Consider the following 18,426-nt stretch of genomic DNA (forward strand, 5'->3'; position numbering starts at 1 on the left):
CAGGGGTCTCAACGGTAGAGAGTCAGGGCCATGGAACCGAACAGGCAGATAAACAGGCACAGGCGCAGCAACGCCGGGTGCCAGAAGAAGCGGTAGCCGTCATGGCTGGCGATAAACCGGTCCAAGCCCCAGGCAAGCCCGGCAGCGAACAGGAACATCAGGGTCATGGTCGGCATGTAGACGCCATGGAAGGCGATTTCACGAGGCATGGGGCAGTCCTTTGGCCGGGGCCAGTTCGGCCAGCGGCGACTGAGGGTCGAGCAACGAAGTACGGATGAAATGCAGGTAGCTCTGCACCCGGCGCAGGGCCGAGGTGTCGAAGTGGCGGGCGAACGGCTCGTCGGTGGCCTGCACCCGGCTGATGGCGTGATCCACCGCCACCAACGCACGCTCGTGGTTGCTCGCGCTCGGCTGCATGAACAGCCGCGCCAGCGCCCGGCCCATGACCCGGATGGCCTGGCGCCAGGGCTGCGATTCGGCGTAGCACGGGTGCACCGGCAAAATCGCCTGCTCCTTGCGCAGCTCGATGATCGCGTGACCGACCTCAAGCACCACGAACATCCAGCGCAGCAACTTGCTCTGCACCCGCGGCTGGCCGACCGCCAGGCCATAGGCCTGGTGCAGCAGGTCGCGGGTGCGGCTTTCGAAGCTCGAACCCAAGCCGCGTAGGCGCCCGGTGATCGCATACAGCACCTGGGCACGCAAATCCTGCTCCAGGCGGCTCCACAACCAGCGGCTGTTGGGCGGCAGGATGATTGCCCCGGCAGCGGCGCAGACCAGCATGCCGATGACCATGGCGATGTAGTCGTTGATGAAGTTGTAGGGGTTGTAGATGGTCAGGTTGTCGGGCACGGAACCGGTGGCAAAAAAGATCAGCAGGCCCAGCCCGTAACCGGCATAGGCCGGTCGCGAAGCGAGGAACGCGCCGAACACGAACACCGGCGCCAGCACCAGGCACAGCAGCGGGAAACCGTCGATCCAGGGGAACACGAAGAAGGTTTCGAAGAAGCCGACAAAGGCGCCGAACAAGGTCCCGCAGGCCATCTGGAACGACATGCGCTTGGGGTTTGGCGTGGCCGCCGAGAGGCCGACGGTGGCCGCGGCGATCAGCGTCATCATCGCCCCGCTCGGCCAGGCGGTGAGTATCCAGAAGCTGCCCAGCACCAGCAGGATGAACGAGGCGCGCACACCGGCGGCCAGTGAGGCCATCCAGTTGGTCTGCGCCACATAGGGCTCATCCCACTGCTCGCGGGCATGGTTGTGCTCGGTCAGCGAAGCGTGGGTCTGGGCGTAGCTGTGCATGTCGTCGACGAAGCGGTACAGCAGTTCGTAGGCGGTGTGGAAGTCCAGCAGGTCGGCATCGCTCGGGCCGCTCTCGACATACGCTGCACGCAGGGTGCGCACGCGCTCCGGCAAGCCTTCCTTGTAGGCGGCCAACTGCTCGGCCAGGCGCGCCGCATCACCCTCGGTAAGTCCGCGACCGGCATAGCCGTCGAGCAGCTCGGCCAGGGCGGTGAGTCCCGGCTCGATGGCGGTGACGATCTGCAGCGGCCCACGCAAACGCAAGCGCTCCAGCAACTGGTGCAAGGCGTTGAAGCGCGTGGTGATGGCCATGAATTCGCTGTTCATCCGCCCCAGGCGCCCGTTGCGCCGGCGCATGTGCGGGTCTTCGAAGGCGGTGACACTGCGCAGGCTTTCCAGGCCCACGGCCTCGGCGATAAAGCGCACGTTGCTGCTTTCGAAACGGTCGCGCTGGCTGTCGCCGCGCAGGCCCTCGGCAACGAAGCCGGCAAACACGCCGAAGCGTTGGTACAGGGCGTTGCGCATCGAGGCGCTGGCCGACTGCGGCAAAATCGCGGCGCTGACCAGGGTCGAAACCAGAATCCCCAGGGAGATTTCCAGCACCCGCCACACCGCGGCCATGAACGCGCCGTCGGGATGCTGCAGGGCCGGCAGGCCGACCATCGCCGCGGTGTAACCGGCGAGCACGAAGCCATAGGCGCGGAAGGTGCGGTAGCGCATGGCGCCGGCCGAACACAGGCCGACCCAGATCGCCAGGCTCGGCAGGAACAGCTCGGTGTTCTGCGGAAACAAGGCGATCAGCGCGACCATCATCGACGAGCCGGCCAGGGTGCCCAGCAGCCGGTAGAAGCTCTTGGCGAACACATGGCCGCTCTGCGGTTGCATGACGATGAACACGGTGATCATCGCCGTGCGCGGCTGCGGCAACTCCAGGCGCATGGCCAGCCACAGGGTCAGGAAGGCGGCGCTGAGAACCTTGAAGATGTACACCCAGGTCACCCCGTCGGTGCGCACCCATTCAAAGAACCCGCGACGCCACTCCAGGGTGGCCAGCCAGCGAAACGGCAGGGTCAGTGCGCTCATTCGGCATGGCCCGGCTTGTCGAAAATCGCCAGGGTCGCCGGGGTTTTCGGTGCCTGTTGCCGGTCTGCTTCCGGCACATCATGGCCCGCGCCCAGGCCGCCGCCCAGGGCCGTGACCAGTTCGGCGTGGGCACTCAGGCGTGCGGCCTGGACCTGCTGCTGGATCTGCTGCTGGCGGAACAGCATCGTCTGCGCGTTGAGCACATTGAGGTAATCGGTCAGGCCGCGCTGAAAGGCGATCATGGCGATGTCGTAGGTCTTCTGCGCCGAGGCCACCGATTCGGCGGCAAAGTGCTGCTGCTCGTGCATCGACTCACGGCGGATCAACTGATCGGAAATCCCCTTGAGCGCCTCGACCACGGTCTGGTTGTAGCGCGCCACGGCGATGTCATAACCGGCCGAGGCAACCCCCAGTTGCGAACGCAGGCGACCGCCATCGAACACCGGCAGGCTGATCGCCGGGCCGACGTTGTAGTTGAACTTGCGCCCGGTCAGAAACTCCAGCGCCCCGCCACCGGTGGCCATGAAACCGAGGCCACCGACCAGGTCGACGTTGGGGAAGAAACCGGCATGGGCGACATCGATACCGCGGGCCTGGGCCGCGACCTGCCAGCGGCTGGCGACCACGTCCGGGCGCTGACCGACCAACTCGGCGGGCAAGGCCGAGGGCAATTTCAGCGCGGTCCCCAGCGCCAGCTGTGGACGCTGCAGTTGCGCGCCCTCGCCTGGACCTTTACCGGCCAGGGCTGCCAGCTGGTTACGGGCCAGGGCGATTTCTTCATTCATTGCATCGAGCTGACGGTGGGTTTCCGGCAGCGGCGTCTGCGCCTGGCTGACTTCGAAATGGGTGCCGATGCCGCCGGCCAGACGCCGTTCGGCCAGGGCCAGGATCTGCTCCTGCTGCTCAAGCTCGGCCTTGACGATATCGCGCTGGGCAAAGTGCAGCGACAGCTGGATGTAAACCTTGACGATATTGTTCTGCAGCTCGAGCTGGGCCTGGCGGGCCTGGGCCACGCTCATGTGGGCCATGTCCACGGCCTGCTCGCTGGCATTGCGCTCACGGCCCCAGAGGTCGAGGGCGTAGCTGAAGCCGAGCGCGGCATTGTTGTCCCAGGTGTTGGAACCGGACAACGCGCCGGGGCCATAGAACTGGTCTTCCGGCCAGTTGTGGCGCTTGAGCGTCGACTGGCCATTGACCTGCAGTTTTTCCGCCGACTCGACCACCCCGGCCATGGCCTTGGCTTCGCGCACACGGGCGGCGGCCATGGCCATGCTCGGGCTGTCTTGCACGGCCAGGGCGATCCAGCGATCGAGTTGCGGGTCGCCGTAGGCCCGCCACCATTGCTGGTCGGGCCAATGGGCGTCGCGGGCGGCTTCACGGATCGCCGCGTCGGTGGTCAGGGTATTGGCTTGCAGCGTCTTGCTTTGCGGGGCAATGCCCCAGGTTCCGATACAGCCGCTCAAGGTCAAGCTAAAGGCACAGGCACTGAGCGCATTGAGCGCTCTGATGATGCGACGCGGCACAGCTGCAAATTCCCGACGTAGAAGGTGGATGACGCTTGGAGACGCAATTCTAGGGGGCTGCCGCACTGGCGATAAGCGTGCATTACTGCGAATCTTTGTTACGAAAACAGCGATAATCCGGCTTTAGTCTGAAGACCGCCTCGGTTACTTCATGTCACAATTTGTCGTCTACTTTGAGAGCGACCCATGGACACCCTGCAAAACATGCGTGCTTTTAGTTGCGTCGCGCAAGTCGGCAGCTTCACTGCCGCGGCCGTGCAACTGGATACGACCACCGCCAACGTGTCGCGGGCGGTCTCCAATCTTGAAGCCCATCTGCAAACCCGCTTGCTCAACCGCACCACCCGGCGCATTGCCCTGACCGAAGCCGGCAAGCGCTACCTGATGCGCTGCGAACAGATCCTCACCTATGTCGAGGAAGCCGAAGCCGAGGCCAGCGATGCCCACGCCCGCCCCGCCGGGCAGCTGAAGGTGCATTCGATGACCGGGGTAGGCCAGCATTTCGTCATCGACGCCATCGCCCGCTACCGCGAAACCCACCCGGACGTAACCTTCGACCTGACCATGGCCAACCGCGTGCCGGACCTGCTCGACGAAGGCTATGACGTGTCCATCGTGCTGGCCAGCGAGCTGCCGGACTCGGGGTTTGTCTCCCAGCGCCTGGGCATCACCTACAGCATCGTCTGCGCCTCGCCCGAGTACGTGAAGCGCCACGGCATTGCCCACAAGCCCAGCGACCTGCTCAACCACGCCTGCCTGCGCATGGTCAGCCCGGTGATCCCGCTGGAGAAATGGCTGTTCGACGGCCCCGAAGGCCAGGAAGTGGTCAACATCACCCAGGCGCCGTTCCAGGTGAACTCCGCCGACGCGATGAAAACCGCGATCCGCAGTGGCATGGGCGTCGGCGTGTTGCCGATCTACTCGGCCATAGAGGGCCTGCGCGATGGCTCGCTGGTGCGGGTGATGCCCGAGTACCGCCTGCAGGAGCTCAACCTGTACGCGATCTACCCGTCGCGCCAGTACCTGGATGCCAAGATCAAGACCTGGGTCGAGTACCTGCGCAACTCGCTGCCGGAGATTCTCGCCGCCCATGAAGCGGACCTGAAAACCCACGAACTGCGCATTGCCACCTGAAATCTTGCTGCACAGCGGCGGTGGAGAATGATAGCGTGCTACCCATTCTCCACCGCCCGCAGAGATTTCGCCGATGAAAAAGACCGTCCTTGCCTTCAGCCGCATCACCCCGGCGATGGTCGAACGCCTGCAGCAAGACTTCAACGTGATCGTGCCGAACCCCAAGCTCGGCGACATCAGCGCCCAGTTCAACGAAGCCTTGCCCGAGGCGCATGGCCTGATCGGCGTCGGCCGCAAACTCGGCCAGGCACAGCTGGAAAACGCGAGCAACCTGGAAGTGGTCGCCAGCGTCTCGGTGGGTTATGACAACTATGACCTGGCCTACTTCAACCAGCGCGGCATCGCCCTGACCAACACCCCGGATGTGCTCACCGAAAGTACCGCGGACCTGGGCTTTGCCCTGCTCATGGGTGCGGCACGGCGGGTGGCCGAGCTGGATGCCTGGACCAAGGCCGGGCAATGGCAGGCCACCGTGGGCCCGGCGCAGTTTGGCAGCGACGTGCACGGCAAGACCCTGGGCATCGTCGGCCTAGGTAATATCGGCGCGGCCATCGCCCGGCGTGGGCGCTTCGGCTTCAACATGCCGGTCCTCTACAGCGGCAACAGCCGCAAGCCGGCCCTGGAACAGGAACTGGGCGCGCAATACCGCAGCCTCGATGAGCTGCTGGCTGAGGCTGATTTCGTCTGCCTGGTGGTGCCATTGGGGGCGCAGACCAAACACCTGATCAGCACCCGTGAACTGCAACTGATGAAGCCGAGTGCGTTTCTGATCAACGTGTCCCGTGGCCCGGTGGTCGATGAGGCGGCGCTGGTGCAAGCCTTGCAGGCCGGCACCCTTCGCGGTGCCGGGCTGGATGTGTACGAGAAAGAGCCGCTGAGCGAATCGCCGCTGTTCCAGCTGAAAAACGCCCTGACCTTGCCGCACGTAGGTTCAGCCACCGCTGAAACCCGTGAGGCCATGGCCAATCGCGCGATTGATAACCTGCGCAGCGCGTTGCTGGGTGAACGGCCGCGGGATCTGGTCAATCCGCAGGTGTGGAAGTAAGGCGTTACGTATAGCTAATCAACAACCCTTACCGTTACCAGTGGTGAGATCTGTGACGGCAGGCTGAGCACCGCCAGATCGAAAAACAGCACACCGGTACCGCCCAGCGCGCTTTGCAGATAGCGCCTGGGCAGTACGAAGTCGTGCCCACGGTAGTCTTCCCAGCGTTCGATTACATAGGTTTTCCCGTAGTGTTCCGGCGCCCCTTCCGGTGGAAAGCCAACCCAGCCAAACACCAAGGTTGCCCCTTGAGAGCCCTGCAGGCCTGGCAAGGAATAACCACTAAGCGTCAGTCCCTCGTCCCCGACCTGGGAAAGGCTGATGGTCCAGACTGCGTCTTTGGGAGTGGGCGGCGCGACCACCGGTTTATCGGACTTGCCAATCATCACTTCCATAACCGTTGCTCCGAACACTGCGAATGTGTTCTGCAAGCTACGCCGTTGGAACGCCATTGAAACCTGGCATTTTTACCAGGTACCGCTAATCAGCTGCACCGGCTACATCGTTGTAACGAAACCTGAGCCCGCAGACTCCATCAGTCTGTTTGAGCCTCAGGACAACAACAGCATGGAAACCTTATCGACTCACGGATTGATCCGCCTCGGCAAGATCCTGGTCACAGCGTTCATCGGGATCTTCAGTGCCTTGGTGGTATTCGGCAACCTCACCGACTACGCCAGCAACTTTCTCTTCGTCCAGCACACCTTGAGCATGGACACGACCTTCCCGGGCAATGCCCTGCTCTACCGATCGATCACCTGGCCACCCCTGCACCATCTGTCCTACTGGCTGATCATTGCCGCCCAGGCCCTCTGTACGATGTGCTTTGTAATCGGTGCCTGTCAGTTGTTCAAGCACCGATGTGCCGACGCCCGAGACTTTCACCAGGCCAAACGCTTCGCCGTTATGGGGTGCCTGCTGGGGCTGCTGATCTGGTACCTGCTCTTCCAGGTAGTGGGCGGTGAGTGGTTTGCCATGTGGCAATCTACCCAGTGGAACGCCCTGGCCACTGCGGGGAGGATCGTCGATTTTCTGTTTGCCACGCTGATTTTCATCAGCCTCAAAATAGATGATTGAGGCCGGTTGCCAACAATGCTCCTGCTTGAGCCGGCCCCTGTGGGCTGGCTGTACCGGCCTCATCGCGGGGCAAGCCCGCTCCCACCGCTACCTCAAGGCCACAACCGGCTCGACCACCTTGGGCCGGGGCTTGCGAAACACCAGGACGTTGCCCAGCATCACCAGCACCAGGCCTGCCAACGCCGGCGCCGTCCATTGATAACCTTCGTAGAACGCCGAGACGTTCAACGCCACCAGCGGGAACAGCACCGTGCAGTAAGCGGCCCGCTCCGGCCCCATGCGTCCGACCAGGGTCAGGTAGGCAGTAAAGCCGATCACCGAGCCCGGGATCACCAGGTACAACAGCGAGCCGATGTAGCGCGTGTTCCACTCCATCGCAAACGGAATGCCATTGGCCAGGCAATACAGCCCGAGCATGGTCGCGCCATAGAGCATGCCCCAGGCATTGGTGGTCAGCGGCCGCAGGCCAGCCTTTTGTTGCAGGCTGGAAAGCATGTTGCCGGCTGAGAAGCATAGGGTGCCCAGCAGGGCCAGGCCCAGACCGATGATGGTTTCGCGGCTGGCGGCATGCCCGGACAGTTCCGGCCAGAACAGCAGGCCCAGCCCGGCCAGGCCCAGTGCGCCGCCGGCCAGCACATTGGCAGCAACCCTCTGCCCAAAGAACACCCGCGCATTCAGCGCGTTCCACAAGGTGGCGGTGGAGAACACCACGGCGATCAGGCCACTGGGGATCCACTGGCTGGCGGTGAGAAAGCACATGAAGTTGACGCAGAACAGGCACAGCCCCTGGGCCAGGCAGATCAGGTGGCCGCGGCGGTTCATCGGTTGCAGGCGGCGGCTGAGCAGCAGGATGACAAACAGCACCAGCGCCGCCAGGGCAAAGCGGTAGACGATCGACACCGGAATGGCAACCACCCCCAATTGCAGCTTCAGGGCAATCCAGGTAGTCCCCCAGATCAGCACAGTGAGCAGATATAACGACAGGTTCATGGCGGCACTCCTCGATTCCAGGCCACCAGTGTGCAACTGCACCTCAGCCGGCACTTGCACATTCTTGCGCTTTTGCGCAGGCAGCAGCTGCCAGCCCCGGCCTGGCGGAGTACGATGGCCCACAGAGGTAAGAACCATGACGCCGTTGGACCAGCTGCAAGTCTTCAAAGCCATGCACGACTCACCCCATGCTCGCCTGGAACACAGCGCGCACCTGGGTGACGGCCTGGCTGCAGCCCTATGGAACAACCGCCACGACGCCCGCGACTACGAAGCCCCCAGCCATCACACCCTGTCGTGTTACATCGCCGACGGCACCGGCACCTTCCGCCGCGACCGTCCCGGCCACACCGGCGCGCCCGACAAGCTGTGCATCATGCCTGCAGGGTCGGCGTCGCACTGGGTGGTCAACGGCTCGATCCGCCTGGCGCACCTGTACATCAGCCAGGAACAGTTCGCCCTCGGCTGCGTCAGCCTGCTGGACCGCGAACCCCGTGAGCTGCAACTGCAGGAAGCGACCTTTCTCGACGACCCTGAGCAGGCCCGACGCTTTCGTCAGTTGATCGCCCTGGACTGGGACGAGCCCGCCGAGCGCCTGCTGACCAGTAGCCTGGCCCACGAGATTCTCGACCACGCCCTGCTCAGCCAGGTCGGCCTGCGCCAGGGCCTGCGCCTGAAGGGCGGGCTGGCCGCGCACCAGCGCCGGCAACTGAGCGAGTATGTCGAAGGCCATCTGGATCAACCCCTGAGCCTTGGCGAGCTGGCGGCGCTGTGCAACCTCTCCGAGTACCACTTCGCACGGATGTTTCGCGAAAGCTTCGGCCTGCCGCCGCACCAGTACCTGCTGGCCCGGCGCCTGGCCAAGGCGCGTCAACTGCTGCGCTATAGCCAACTGCCGCTGGGCGAAGTAGCCCTGCTGTGCGGCTTTGCCAGCGCCAGCCATTTCAGCAACCGCTTCCGCCAGGCCCTGGGCGCGACGCCCGGTGCCTACCGAACCGCGCTCAAAAGCTGATACCCCCCGCCTCACAAGCCCTCACCAGGACGCCCGCTCCCTGGCGCTGCCCCGGCACGCCGGGCCGCCGTCTGCTCATTGAATTTATTCATAATCTCGATCAAAACAATCGAATTAGTGAATACGTCTGCGCACCTTAAGCTTCGCCGCCTTCATCTTCCTAAGCCGAAAACGTGCGCTGAACGGGGTGAAATAACAGCGGAGCTTCGCTGTTTGGTTATTGGGGAATTAACAAGAATTCAGAGAAATTCGTGCCTAACAAAAACCATTTATTCATCAGGACAATTCCAGCGGCCTGCTTACGCGGCCCCTAAAACCAGGACAGCACCATGAGCGACGTACAGACTCCCAGCCACTTGCGACAGCGGCACTCCCTGCAGCGATCGAGCCTTTATCTTTCATTGCTGGCAGTGCTTTCGCCACTGGCTCAAGCGGACTCAGTCTCAGGGTTTGGCACCGACAACACCTACGGCGCCGGCGCCGTAGACCCCGAAATCACCAGCAACTCGGGAAACTCGGCCTACGGTTTCAATGCCGGTGCCAAGGTTACGGGCAAGCACAACACGACTGTCGGATCGAACGCCGGGGTCAATGTCGAAGGCTCATTCAACAGCGCTGTCGGGCGCAACGCGGGCAGTAACGTGGTTGGTGACAACAACACCTACGCCGGTAACGATTCCGGTAATGGCGTCAAGGGTCGGGGCAACACCGGATTCGGCATCAATGCCGGTCGCACCGTCAACGGAACGGGCAACAGCGGTTTAGGTGCAAACGCCGGGCAGAACATTACCGGCAACTTCAACTCCGGCGCCGGCAACAACGCAAGCAATCGGGTCAACGGCAGCTTCAACAGCGCCAACGGGGCATTTTCCGGCTGGAATGTGACCGGCGACACCAATACCGCGACAGGCGCACACGCCGGAAAACAGGTTAACGGCAGCTCCAACTTCGCCGCAGGTTTCTCCGCCGGCAACAACGTAAGTGGCGATAACAACATTGCCATCGGCAGAACCTCAGGCTCGAAGATCAGCGCCAACGACACGGTGGCCATCGGCACCGACGCCAGCGCCACGGCCTCCGACGCGGTTGCCCTGGGTAACCGCGCAAGCGCGATCAATCACAATGACGTGGCACTGGGTGCCGGCAGCCAGACCGCCGCCGCACAGCCGACAGCCGGCGCGGTGATCGACGGTAACGCCTACATCTATGCAGGCAGCAAGCCTGCCAGCGTGGTCAGTGTCGGCGCCCAAGATGCCGAACGCCAAATCAGCAACGTCGCGGCCGGACGCGTCACCGGCACCAGCACCGATGCGATTAACGGCAGTCAGCTGTTCGCTACCCATCAGGCGGTCAACCTGGTGGGCAGCCGCTTGAACAGTCTCGGCGGTGACATCGCCAATTACTTCGGCGCCGGTGCCGTGTACAACCCGTTCACCGGCAACATGTCTGCACCGAGCTACCTCATCCAGGGCTCCAACTACAACAATGTCGGCGACGCGTTCAAGGCAGTGAACACCACACTGACCAGCCTGGACACCCGGATCACCGATCTGCGCGATAAGAGCCCCGTGCAGTACAGCAACCCGCAAACGCCTACCCAGGCAAACCCCTATGCGCCCGGCTCGGGAGGCGCGGGTGGAAGCTCAAGCGCCGGTTCGGTCAACGGCATTACCCCCACTCAGGACGTCACCCTGGTCGGCAACGCCCCGGGCCAACCCGTGAGCCTGCACAACGTGCAGGATGGCGTGGTGGCGCGCGACAGCAAGGACGCGGTCAATGGCGGCCAACTGCAGCAGACCCGACAGCACCTCCACAATCAGGGCAATAGCGTCGCCAACACCCTGGGTGCAGGCTCGCGCTATGACGCAAACACCGGCAAGGTCAGCAACCCGACCTACACCGTGTATGGCAACAACACCAGCAATGTCGGCGAAGCTATCGACAAGCTGCAGACCGGCGCGCCGGTTCAGTACTCGGATGCGCACGGCGTAGCGACACCTGATGTGCCCTCCAATGACGTCACCTTGTCCGGCAGAAACAGTGGCCCTGTCGCTGTGCACAACGTCGCGCCAGGCATCCAGGGCACCGATGCGGTCAACGTGAATCAACTGCACTCGGCAATCAGGGGCGGCACGCAAGGCCAGTTCGACCAGATCCGTTCGGACGTCAACAACCTGCGCAAGGATGCGATGGGCGCGGCTGCCGGTGCCATGGCCATGGCCAGCATGCCCCAGGCCTATCTGCCCGGCCGAAGCATGCTGGCTAGCGGCATGGCCACGACCGGTGGCGAGGCCTCGATGGCCGTGGGCCTGTCGACGCTGTCCGACAACGGCAAGTGGGTGTTCAAGGCCAATGGTTCGGCCGACACCCGCGGGCAGATGGGCGTTGGCGTCGGTGCGGGCTTCCACTGGTAAACGGCAAGGCAGTTGCCCGCTACAGGGCAACTGCCACGGGTCAATCAATCACTCTGATTCCAACGGATTTCGACATGAACAAACGTTCGATTTTGCCTGCTGCCCGCTGGGCTGCCTTACTAGCAATCGGCACCGTGCTGGCGGCTTGCGGTACATCCCGACTAAGCCAGATTACCGAGGACGGGCATCTGCAAGCCCATACCGAGCCGGTCTGGCCCTCCGTCGAGGACAACCACTGGCAGCCGGAAGGCAGCCTCCCTGACCTTGATAACCTTGGCCGCATGATGCCGGGACTGAGCAAACCTCAGGTCTACGAGCTGTTGGGGCGCCCGCATTTCGCCGAGGGGCAAGTGGCCGTACGCGAATGGGACTATGTCCTCAAGCTGCCTAGCGGTAACGGCACTGAATATAGAACCTGCCAATACAAGATCCTGTTCGACCGGAACATGAAGACTCAGGATGTTTTCTGGTTGCCCGCGCAATGCGCCGAGCAACTCAAGCACGGGTAACCGGGTTACCCCCTGGCCAGCGCCACAGCCGTGAACGAAGTTCGAGGTGTGGCGCAGCGGCTAGAACTCCAGGGTGCTGGACAGGCTGACCTGGCGCGCATCACCCACCGAGACAAAGTTGCGGTTCACCGCCGAGCTGTAATAGGTGCGGTCGAACAGGTTCTTCACGTTCAACTGCAAGCGCACCTTGTGCTCGTCCAGGCGGGTTTCGTAACTGGCGAAAGCATCGGCGACGGTGTAGCCCGGCAGCTCGAAATCATTCTCGGCGTTGCCCGCCCGCTCACCGACATAGCGCGCACCGGCGCCCAGGCGCAGGCGGTCGCCACCGAACAGGCTGCCAGCGTCATACACCGCCGACAGCGAGCCGCTGTGACGCGCCACGTTCTGCAGGCGATTGCCTTCGAGCGTGGGGTCCTGGGTAACTTCAGCGTCGGTAAAGGCATAGTTGCCGATCAGGCTCCAGCGCTCGCTCAACTGGCCGGTCAGGTCCAGTTCGACGCCCCGCGAGCGTACCTCGCCGGCGTTGCTGTAGAGGGTGTCGCCGGTTGCCGAGTCGAAGTTGGCCACCAGCACGTTGCGCTTACGAATGTCGAACAACGCCAGGGTGCCGGTCAGCGCCCCCGGCATGTCGAGCTTGGCACCCAGTTCCCAGGATTTGCCTTCTTCCGGTTCGATACCCGAGTCCAGCACCAGGCCGCCGGTCAAGGGAGCGATACTGGAGTTGGGCTTGAACGATTCGGTGTAGCTGCCATAGAACGACAGCTGCTCGTCAACCTTGTACACCAGGCCCACCCGCGGCACCCAGGCCTGGCCGTTGTTGTTGGTGTTGGCCTTGAACGGCCGCCCGCGCCCGGCGATTTGGTCGTACATCTGGTAGCGCGCACCGGCGACCAGAATCCAGTGCTCGTCGAGGTGGATCGAATCCTGGAAGAACAGCGAGTCGCTGCGCAGCTTGTCGGTCTGCGCGCTGTCGCTGTCACGCACGCTGGTGCCCTCGACTTCGCGGCCATACACCGGGTTCAGGTAACTGAAGGTACTCAGGCTGCTCTGGCGGATCAGGTCGGCGCGGTAGACTTTACGGTACTCGTTATCCAGGCCGAACAGCAGGTCATGCTGCATCCCCGCCAATTGCACCTTGCCCTCAAGACTGACGGTGGCGAAACGGTCGCTGCTGAGCGCGCCGTGGGTACCGTCCATGCTCCGGGTCAGGGTGCCGCGGGCAGCGTTGACGGCGGTCACCCGCACCTGGCTGGCGTCGTAGGTTTCGCGGTTGTAGCTGAAACCGAAGTGAGCTTTCCAGTCGTCCGCAAGCTGATGGTCGACTTCCAGGCGGTAGAGGTCCGAGCGCCCCTCCATGTCATTGAACGGCTCGTCCAGGCGCCGCGTGCTGGGGATATCCAGCGGGTGGTTGGTGCGCGGATCGATGGCCGTGCCACGGTCGAACGGATAGAGAAACTCGCGGTGCTCGTAGGCCAGCAGCACCTGGGTGTCTTCGCCGAACCAGGCCAGCGACGGCGCCACCAGCGATTCGCGGTGGGTACCGAAGTTGCGCCAGTAGTCTTCGTCTTCATGGTCGAGCACCAGGCGGTAGGCGAAGTTGCTCTCGCCCAGCGCGCCGGTGCTGTCCAGGCCGCCGCCGCTGCCGTTCTTGCCGCTGCCATAGGTGGAGCCACGCAGGTTCAGGGCGTTGTAGCGCTGCAGCTGTGGCCGCTTGCTGACCACATTGATCACCCCGCCCGGGTCCTGGATGCCATACAGCAACGAGGCCGGGCCCTTGAGCACTTCGACCCGTTCGGTGGTGGCGTTAAGGCTGCGCCCCTGCACGATCGGCATGCCGTCGCGCATGATCGAACCGTCGCGGTTGTCGCCGAAGCCGCGTTTCATCACCGTGTCCTGGGTGCCGCCGAAGTTGTTGCCCTGGGTCACGCCGCTGACATTGGCCAGGGCGTCGTCGAGGTTGCGCGGGGCCTGGTCCTTGAGCACCTGGGCCGGCACCACGTTGATGGCCTGGGGCGTCTCCATGATCGAAGCCTGGCTGCGCATCACCGAGCTGTTTGGCGGCGGCTGGTAGCTGTAGTCGGCATCGGCTTGCGAGTTCACCGTGGTCGCGTCGAGCTTGAGCGCAGCGCTGGTATCCAGCGGTTCGAGGGTCAGGGTGCGAGCGTCGACGCGGCGAAAGACCAAACCGGAATTGCCCAGCAGTTGCTGCAAAGCCTGCTCGGCAGTCAGGCTGCCATTCAGGGCCGGGGCGTTGAGCATCGGCAGGTCGGTGGTGTAGATCACGCTTTGCCCGGTCAGCCGGCTGAAGTCGTTGAGCGCCTGCACCAGTGGCTTGCTCGCCTGGGCAAACACGTAGACCTGCTGCGCGGCAACGGCCCCCAGGGGTAACGCGCTACCCGCAGCCAGAGCCGAAACACTGAGCCAGATTGAAAAGCTACGCGCTGCCAAGGGTGTGAACTTCATGACCGGTGACCTGTGAAGGAGTGACGTTTATGCGAATGAATCGCACTTTCACTCACTACACGGTTGTCGCGCGAACTTACCTCATCACTTTTCTGAAAATATTTTTCAGCGGATCAGGGTGACCCGTTCCAGCAGGGTACTGCGCTTGAAGCCCAGCACCGCGCCGAGCGAATCCAGCGCCGCCAGCGGCTGGCTGGCCGGGAAGCTGCCGCTGACCTTGCGTTTGCCCAGTTCGCTGTCGAGCAGCATGATGCGCCCCGGGTAGTAGCGAGCCAGGTCGTCGATCACCGTGCTCAGCGGCACCTGATAATAATTGAGCCAGCCTTGGCGCCAGGCCAGGCGCGACTCGCTGTCCACCGCTTCGACCGCGCTGGCGGTGCCGTCGCGATAGCCCACCTGCTGGCCGCCGCTCAGTTGTTGCTGCACGCGCCCCGGCGCGGCCGTCACCGCCACCCGGCCATCGAGCACGGTGACCCGCGCGCCGCCATTGTGCTTGCGCACCTCGAAGCGCGTGCCGAGCACACGGGTTTGGCCTTTTGCCGCCTCGACCACGAACGGCGCGCCGGTGTGGGTGACATGAAAGAACGCCGCGCCGCGGCGGATCGTCACTTGGCGCTCACCGTCGCGAAAATCCACTGACACCGCACTGCCGGCATCCAACGTCATGTGCGAGTTGTCCGCCAGCACCACCTCTTCGACCTGCCCCGCCGCCGTGACGTAATCCGCCTGCAGATCATCCAGCCAGTACCCTGGATGCCAGCCCGCAGCAGTCCCCAGCGCCAGCACCAGGCAAGCGGCTGCAGCGAAGGTGGCAATGCGGCGCCAGGTGCGTCCCGGCGCAGGTTGCTGCATCGCGCGCAAATAACCTTGCAGGGCCTGGTCATCCTCGCTCGCCAAAAGGCTCGCCGGCCCCTCACTCAGGCGCCACACTGCCTGGGCCTGGGCATAGGCGCGGCCATGGGCCGGGTTGGCCAGCAACCAGCGCTTGAACTCGGCGCGCTCGGCCAGTTGCGGTTGCTCGTTGATCCGGCTCAGCCAGTTCAGGGCAGCTTGTTCGTGCTCGGCGCTGATTTCACTCATGGTGCTTTCCCTGGCATGCGCGTACTGGCTGGCGGCAGCGCAACACTCGCCTTGCACGCCTCCAGGGCACGCATCATATGTTTTTCCACCGCGCTCTGAGACAGGTCCATGGCCTTGGCGATCTCGGCGTACTTGCGGCCATGGATACGGTTGAGCAGAAAGATCTGCCGGGTACGCTCGGGTAGTTGGCGCAATGCCGCTTCGATGCGCTGCAGGTCGCTGTTCGCCTCCAGTGCCAATTGCGGTTCGCTGACATGATCGTCGGCCACTTCCCGCTGCAAGCTGTCGTTGACCCGCTCGCGGGCACCTTCGCTGCGCAGGTGATCGATGGCGATGTTGCCGGCGCAACGCAGCAAGTAGGTATCGAGCGCCTCGACCTTGACCTGCGGGCGCCGCCAGAAGCGCAGGAACAGCTCCTGGACCAGGTCCGAGGCCGTGGCCCGGCAGCCGATGCGCCGGTTGACCAGGGCTTCCATCTGCGCCCGCTGGGCGAGGAACACCTGCACAAAACGCGCGCGCCCGCTCGCCGCGTCGGTGTCGTTGGCACCGTCGGTGGGCAGATCGAGCGGCTCGTTGACCAACTTACAGCGAAGCCACGGCCGTCAACGGCGCCAGCACCACGCTGGCCGCCGCCAGGCACAGCAGCAGGCGCGGCTGGTAGGGCAAGAGGAACACCCAGAGGGTAACGCCGGCCATCAGCACCGCGAACAGCTCGACCAGGCCCATGGCCCAGCCGCTGTGGCGCACGGCCAGCAGCAACGCCAGGGCCAGCAGCACCCAGCCCGCCACCCGCAACGCCTTGAGCCGGGTACTGCTGGGCTTGTGCCCGAGCAGGTCCTTGTAGTGCTTCTCCATCGCCAGGCACAGGGCGGCGAAGCCGGCAAAACCAAACAGGGCAATGGCCAGCATCAGTTCACCTCACTTTCGATCAGCTTGCCGGGTGCGGCCTTTGGCGCACGCTTGGCCGCCACTACCGGCGCCCGCCACATCTTGCTGGCAGCCCATGCCAGGAACAGGCCGCTGGCCAAGGCGGTCAGGTCGAAACCGGCCATGGCCCAGTCGCCGACGGCGAGCGAGTGGTTCAGGCCCTGGCCGGTGGTCAGGCCGTTGAGTAGTGGCAAGCCCGCCCACATCAGCGCACCGAATCCCAGTTGCTCGGCCCAGGCTCGGCGGCCGCGGCGCAGCATGGCGTGTACCAGCGACAAGGCCCAGAGCAGGAAGAAACAGTTGGTCTCCCAGTCGGCACGGCCCTCCAGGCCAATCGGCAACAGGCGGTTGGCCCAGAAGAACGCCGCCACGCCGATCAGCAGGCCGCTCATGCTGGCGATGTTCAGCACCTCGACCAGGCGCAACTCGAACGGCTGGGTGCCGCTCTTGGCATGCTTGAGCTGGCGCTTGCCCAGCCACATGACCAGGCCAGTGCCGATCACCGCCGTGCCGGCCAGGCCGAAGAAGAAGTACAGCCAGCGCAGCCAGGGGCCGGCGAAAATGCCCATGTGCAGGCCGTACATGCCGCCGGAAATCAGCACCGGCGTGGCCTCAATCTGGCTGCCGCCCTCAAGCGTGCCATTGACCCCGTCGAACAGCCAGCCACCGCCGCGCTGGTGCGCGATGCGGTCACCGGCATGGCGGGCGAACCGGACCCGGGCGTTCTGGTCACCGGGGTTCTGTACCTCGACCCAGGCCAGGTTGGCCCCGGGCGCCTGCTCCTGGACCTTGGCGTACAACTGCGGCAACGGCAGCAACGGCGCCGCAGTACCGGCAGCCTGTACCTGGCTCTGGCCGCCGAACAGGTCGTTGAAAAAGCCACGGGTGTTGTCGCCATAGCTGGCGATGATGCTGGCCGGCATGACCATGGCCATGAAGATCACCAGGCTGCTGTAGCTGATCATCAGGTGGAACGGCAGCACCAGCACGCCAATGGCGTTATGCCCGTCGAGCCAGGAACGCTGGCCCTTGCCCGGACGGAAAGTGAAGAACTCCTTGAAGATCTTCTTGTGGGTGATGATCCCGGTCACCAGGCCCAGGAGCATGATGAACGCGGCAAAGGTCGACAGCCAGCGGCCCCAGGGGTGAGGCATCTCCAGCTGGAAGTGGAAGCGGTAGAAAAAATTGCCGCCACGGGTCTCGCGCGCCTGCAATTCGGCGCCGGTGGCAGGGTCGAGGGTCTTGGAGGTGAAGTCGCGGCGCCCGCCACCGGCCTTCGGCCAGCTCACGCTCAGCGCCGGTTCGCGGGCATTGGGCAACTCGATGAACCAGCTGCCTGCGGTCGGCGCATGCTCTTGCAGGTAGCGTTGGGCGAGGTCCAGGCTGGCCGCCGGGTCCAGCGCCCGGTTGGGCACTTCCGGCTGGGTCCAGTGGCTGATTTCTTCCTTGAAATAGGACATGGTCCCGGTCAGGAAAATCGCAAACAGCAACCAGCCGAAAATCAGCCCGGTCCAGGTATGCAGCCAGGCCATGGCCTGGCGAAAGCCCTCTTTCATGGGTTTTTCATCCAGTAGGCCAGGCCGCTGATCATCGCCAGCAACAGGCTCGGCACCAGTACCCCCAGCCAGGCCTGCCAGGCGCTACGACAGGCGAAGCACCAGAGAAAGGCCACCAGGTAGAACAGGAACGACAGCATCATGCCGCTGATCACCGCCTCGGCGCGCGGCACCGGCAACAGCAGGGTGATGCAGACGCTGGCCATGGCCGCCAGCAGGTAGCCACCGAACACGGCAGCCAGGCTGCGGGAAGTCACGGCCAGGCGATAGCTGATGGGCAGCCCGGCGGCTTTGCTTTTCATGGCATCCGT

At 63.9% G+C, this 18,426-nt stretch carries 17 protein-coding genes; 6 read left to right on the top strand and 11 right to left on the bottom strand.

Features of this window, described 5'->3' with window-relative positions; translation table 11 throughout:
- Positions 1–8 precede the first annotated feature (8 nt).
- Genes LOY45_RS22235 through LOY45_RS22245 form a run of 3 tightly spaced genes read right to left on the bottom strand, consistent with a single transcriptional unit; the run spans position 9 to position 3,908 of the window.
- Complete coding sequence (locus LOY45_RS22235) at positions 9–209, bottom strand: DUF1656 domain-containing protein (protein ID WP_028943216.1); 201 nt, start codon at positions 207–209, stop codon at positions 9–11.
- On the bottom strand, positions 199–2,385 hold the full coding sequence (locus LOY45_RS22240) for an FUSC family protein (RefSeq protein WP_115085374.1): 2,187 nt from the start codon (positions 2,383–2,385) through the stop codon (positions 199–201). The genes LOY45_RS22235 and LOY45_RS22240 overlap by 11 nt, the downstream gene beginning before the upstream one ends.
- Positions 2,382–3,908 carry an efflux transporter outer membrane subunit gene (locus LOY45_RS22245; protein ID WP_233674208.1) on the bottom strand — a complete coding sequence of 509 codons (1,527 nt, stop codon included), beginning with the start codon at positions 3,906–3,908 and terminating at the stop codon, positions 2,382–2,384. The genes LOY45_RS22240 and LOY45_RS22245 overlap by 4 nt, the downstream gene beginning before the upstream one ends.
- A 186-nt stretch (positions 3,909–4,094) precedes the next feature.
- Here LOY45_RS22245 and LOY45_RS22250 point away from each other — a divergent pair, with 186 nt between their 5' ends.
- Together LOY45_RS22250 and LOY45_RS22255 are read left to right on the top strand one after the other, a co-directional pair.
- Positions 4,095–5,042, top strand: a complete 948-nt coding sequence (locus tag LOY45_RS22250) for a LysR family transcriptional regulator (protein ID WP_045197201.1) — start codon at positions 4,095–4,097, stop codon at positions 5,040–5,042.
- Positions 5,043–5,115: 73 nt separating this feature from the next.
- Positions 5,116–6,087 (top strand): 2-hydroxyacid dehydrogenase, encoded by a 972-nt coding sequence (locus LOY45_RS22255; protein ID WP_115085372.1) that lies wholly within the window; start codon positions 5,116–5,118, stop codon positions 6,085–6,087.
- A gap of 14 nt (positions 6,088–6,101) precedes the next feature.
- Here LOY45_RS22255 and LOY45_RS22260 read toward each other — a convergent pair whose 3' ends face one another.
- Complete coding sequence (locus LOY45_RS22260; protein WP_233674207.1) at positions 6,102–6,482, bottom strand: hypothetical protein; 381 nt, start codon at positions 6,480–6,482, stop codon at positions 6,102–6,104.
- Between the two features lie 172 nt (positions 6,483–6,654).
- On the opposite strand from LOY45_RS22260, the gene LOY45_RS22265 reads away from it, so the two are divergent.
- Positions 6,655–7,164 carry a DUF2165 family protein gene (locus LOY45_RS22265; protein ID WP_258578364.1) on the top strand — a complete coding sequence of 170 codons (510 nt, stop codon included), beginning with the start codon at positions 6,655–6,657 and terminating at the stop codon, positions 7,162–7,164.
- An 87-nt stretch (positions 7,165–7,251) separates the two neighbouring features.
- Here LOY45_RS22265 and LOY45_RS22270 read toward each other — a convergent pair whose 3' ends face one another.
- A complete protein-coding gene (locus tag LOY45_RS22270) occupies positions 7,252–8,154 on the bottom strand; it encodes a DMT family transporter (RefSeq protein ID WP_233674205.1) in 903 nt (300 codons plus the stop codon).
- Between the two features lie 136 nt (positions 8,155–8,290).
- On the opposite strand from LOY45_RS22270, the gene LOY45_RS22275 reads away from it, so the two are divergent.
- From LOY45_RS22275 to LOY45_RS22285, 3 genes are all read left to right on the top strand, one after another.
- Positions 8,291–9,166 carry an AraC family transcriptional regulator gene (locus LOY45_RS22275; RefSeq protein ID WP_134061398.1) on the top strand — a complete coding sequence of 292 codons (876 nt, stop codon included), beginning with the start codon at positions 8,291–8,293 and terminating at the stop codon, positions 9,164–9,166.
- A gap of 329 nt (positions 9,167–9,495) precedes the next feature.
- Complete coding sequence (locus LOY45_RS22280; RefSeq protein WP_258578365.1) at positions 9,496–11,580, top strand: YadA family autotransporter adhesin; 2,085 nt, start codon at positions 9,496–9,498, stop codon at positions 11,578–11,580.
- A 74-nt stretch (positions 11,581–11,654) separates the two neighbouring features.
- Positions 11,655–12,089, top strand: a complete 435-nt coding sequence (locus LOY45_RS22285) for an outer membrane protein assembly factor BamE (RefSeq protein WP_233674203.1) — start codon at positions 11,655–11,657, stop codon at positions 12,087–12,089.
- Positions 12,090–12,149: 60 nt separating this feature from the next.
- On the opposite strand, the gene LOY45_RS22290 is transcribed toward LOY45_RS22285, so the two are convergent.
- From LOY45_RS22290 to LOY45_RS22315, 6 genes are all read right to left on the bottom strand, one after another.
- Positions 12,150–14,552 carry a TonB-dependent siderophore receptor gene (locus LOY45_RS22290; protein ID WP_115085366.1) on the bottom strand — a complete coding sequence of 801 codons (2,403 nt, stop codon included), beginning with the start codon at positions 14,550–14,552 and terminating at the stop codon, positions 12,150–12,152.
- A gap of 105 nt (positions 14,553–14,657) precedes the next feature.
- Positions 14,658–15,632 carry a FecR family protein gene (locus LOY45_RS22295; protein ID WP_258578366.1) on the bottom strand — a complete coding sequence of 325 codons (975 nt, stop codon included), beginning with the start codon at positions 15,630–15,632 and terminating at the stop codon, positions 14,658–14,660.
- A complete protein-coding gene (locus tag LOY45_RS22300; protein WP_115085692.1) occupies positions 15,629–16,192 on the bottom strand; it encodes an RNA polymerase sigma factor in 564 nt (187 codons plus the stop codon). Before LOY45_RS22300 ends, LOY45_RS22295 begins: the two co-directional genes overlap by 4 nt.
- 22 nt (positions 16,193–16,214) lie before the next feature.
- Positions 16,215–16,541: a DUF3325 domain-containing protein gene (locus LOY45_RS22305; protein WP_115085364.1), complete on the bottom strand. Its 327-nt coding sequence runs from the start codon at positions 16,539–16,541 to the stop codon at positions 16,215–16,217.
- Complete coding sequence (locus tag LOY45_RS22310) at positions 16,541–18,115, bottom strand: PepSY-associated TM helix domain-containing protein (protein ID WP_258578367.1); 1,575 nt, start codon at positions 18,113–18,115, stop codon at positions 16,541–16,543. Before LOY45_RS22310 ends, LOY45_RS22305 begins: the two co-directional genes overlap by 1 nt.
- Positions 18,112–18,417, bottom strand: a complete 306-nt coding sequence (locus LOY45_RS22315; RefSeq protein ID WP_134061393.1) for a DUF3649 domain-containing protein — start codon at positions 18,415–18,417, stop codon at positions 18,112–18,114. The genes LOY45_RS22310 and LOY45_RS22315 overlap by 4 nt, the downstream gene beginning before the upstream one ends.
- Positions 18,418–18,426 lie beyond the last annotated feature (9 nt).

This window comes from Pseudomonas wadenswilerensis (assembly GCF_024749185.1).
GTDB classification, from domain to species: domain Bacteria; phylum Pseudomonadota; class Gammaproteobacteria; order Pseudomonadales; family Pseudomonadaceae; genus Aquipseudomonas; species Aquipseudomonas wadenswilerensis.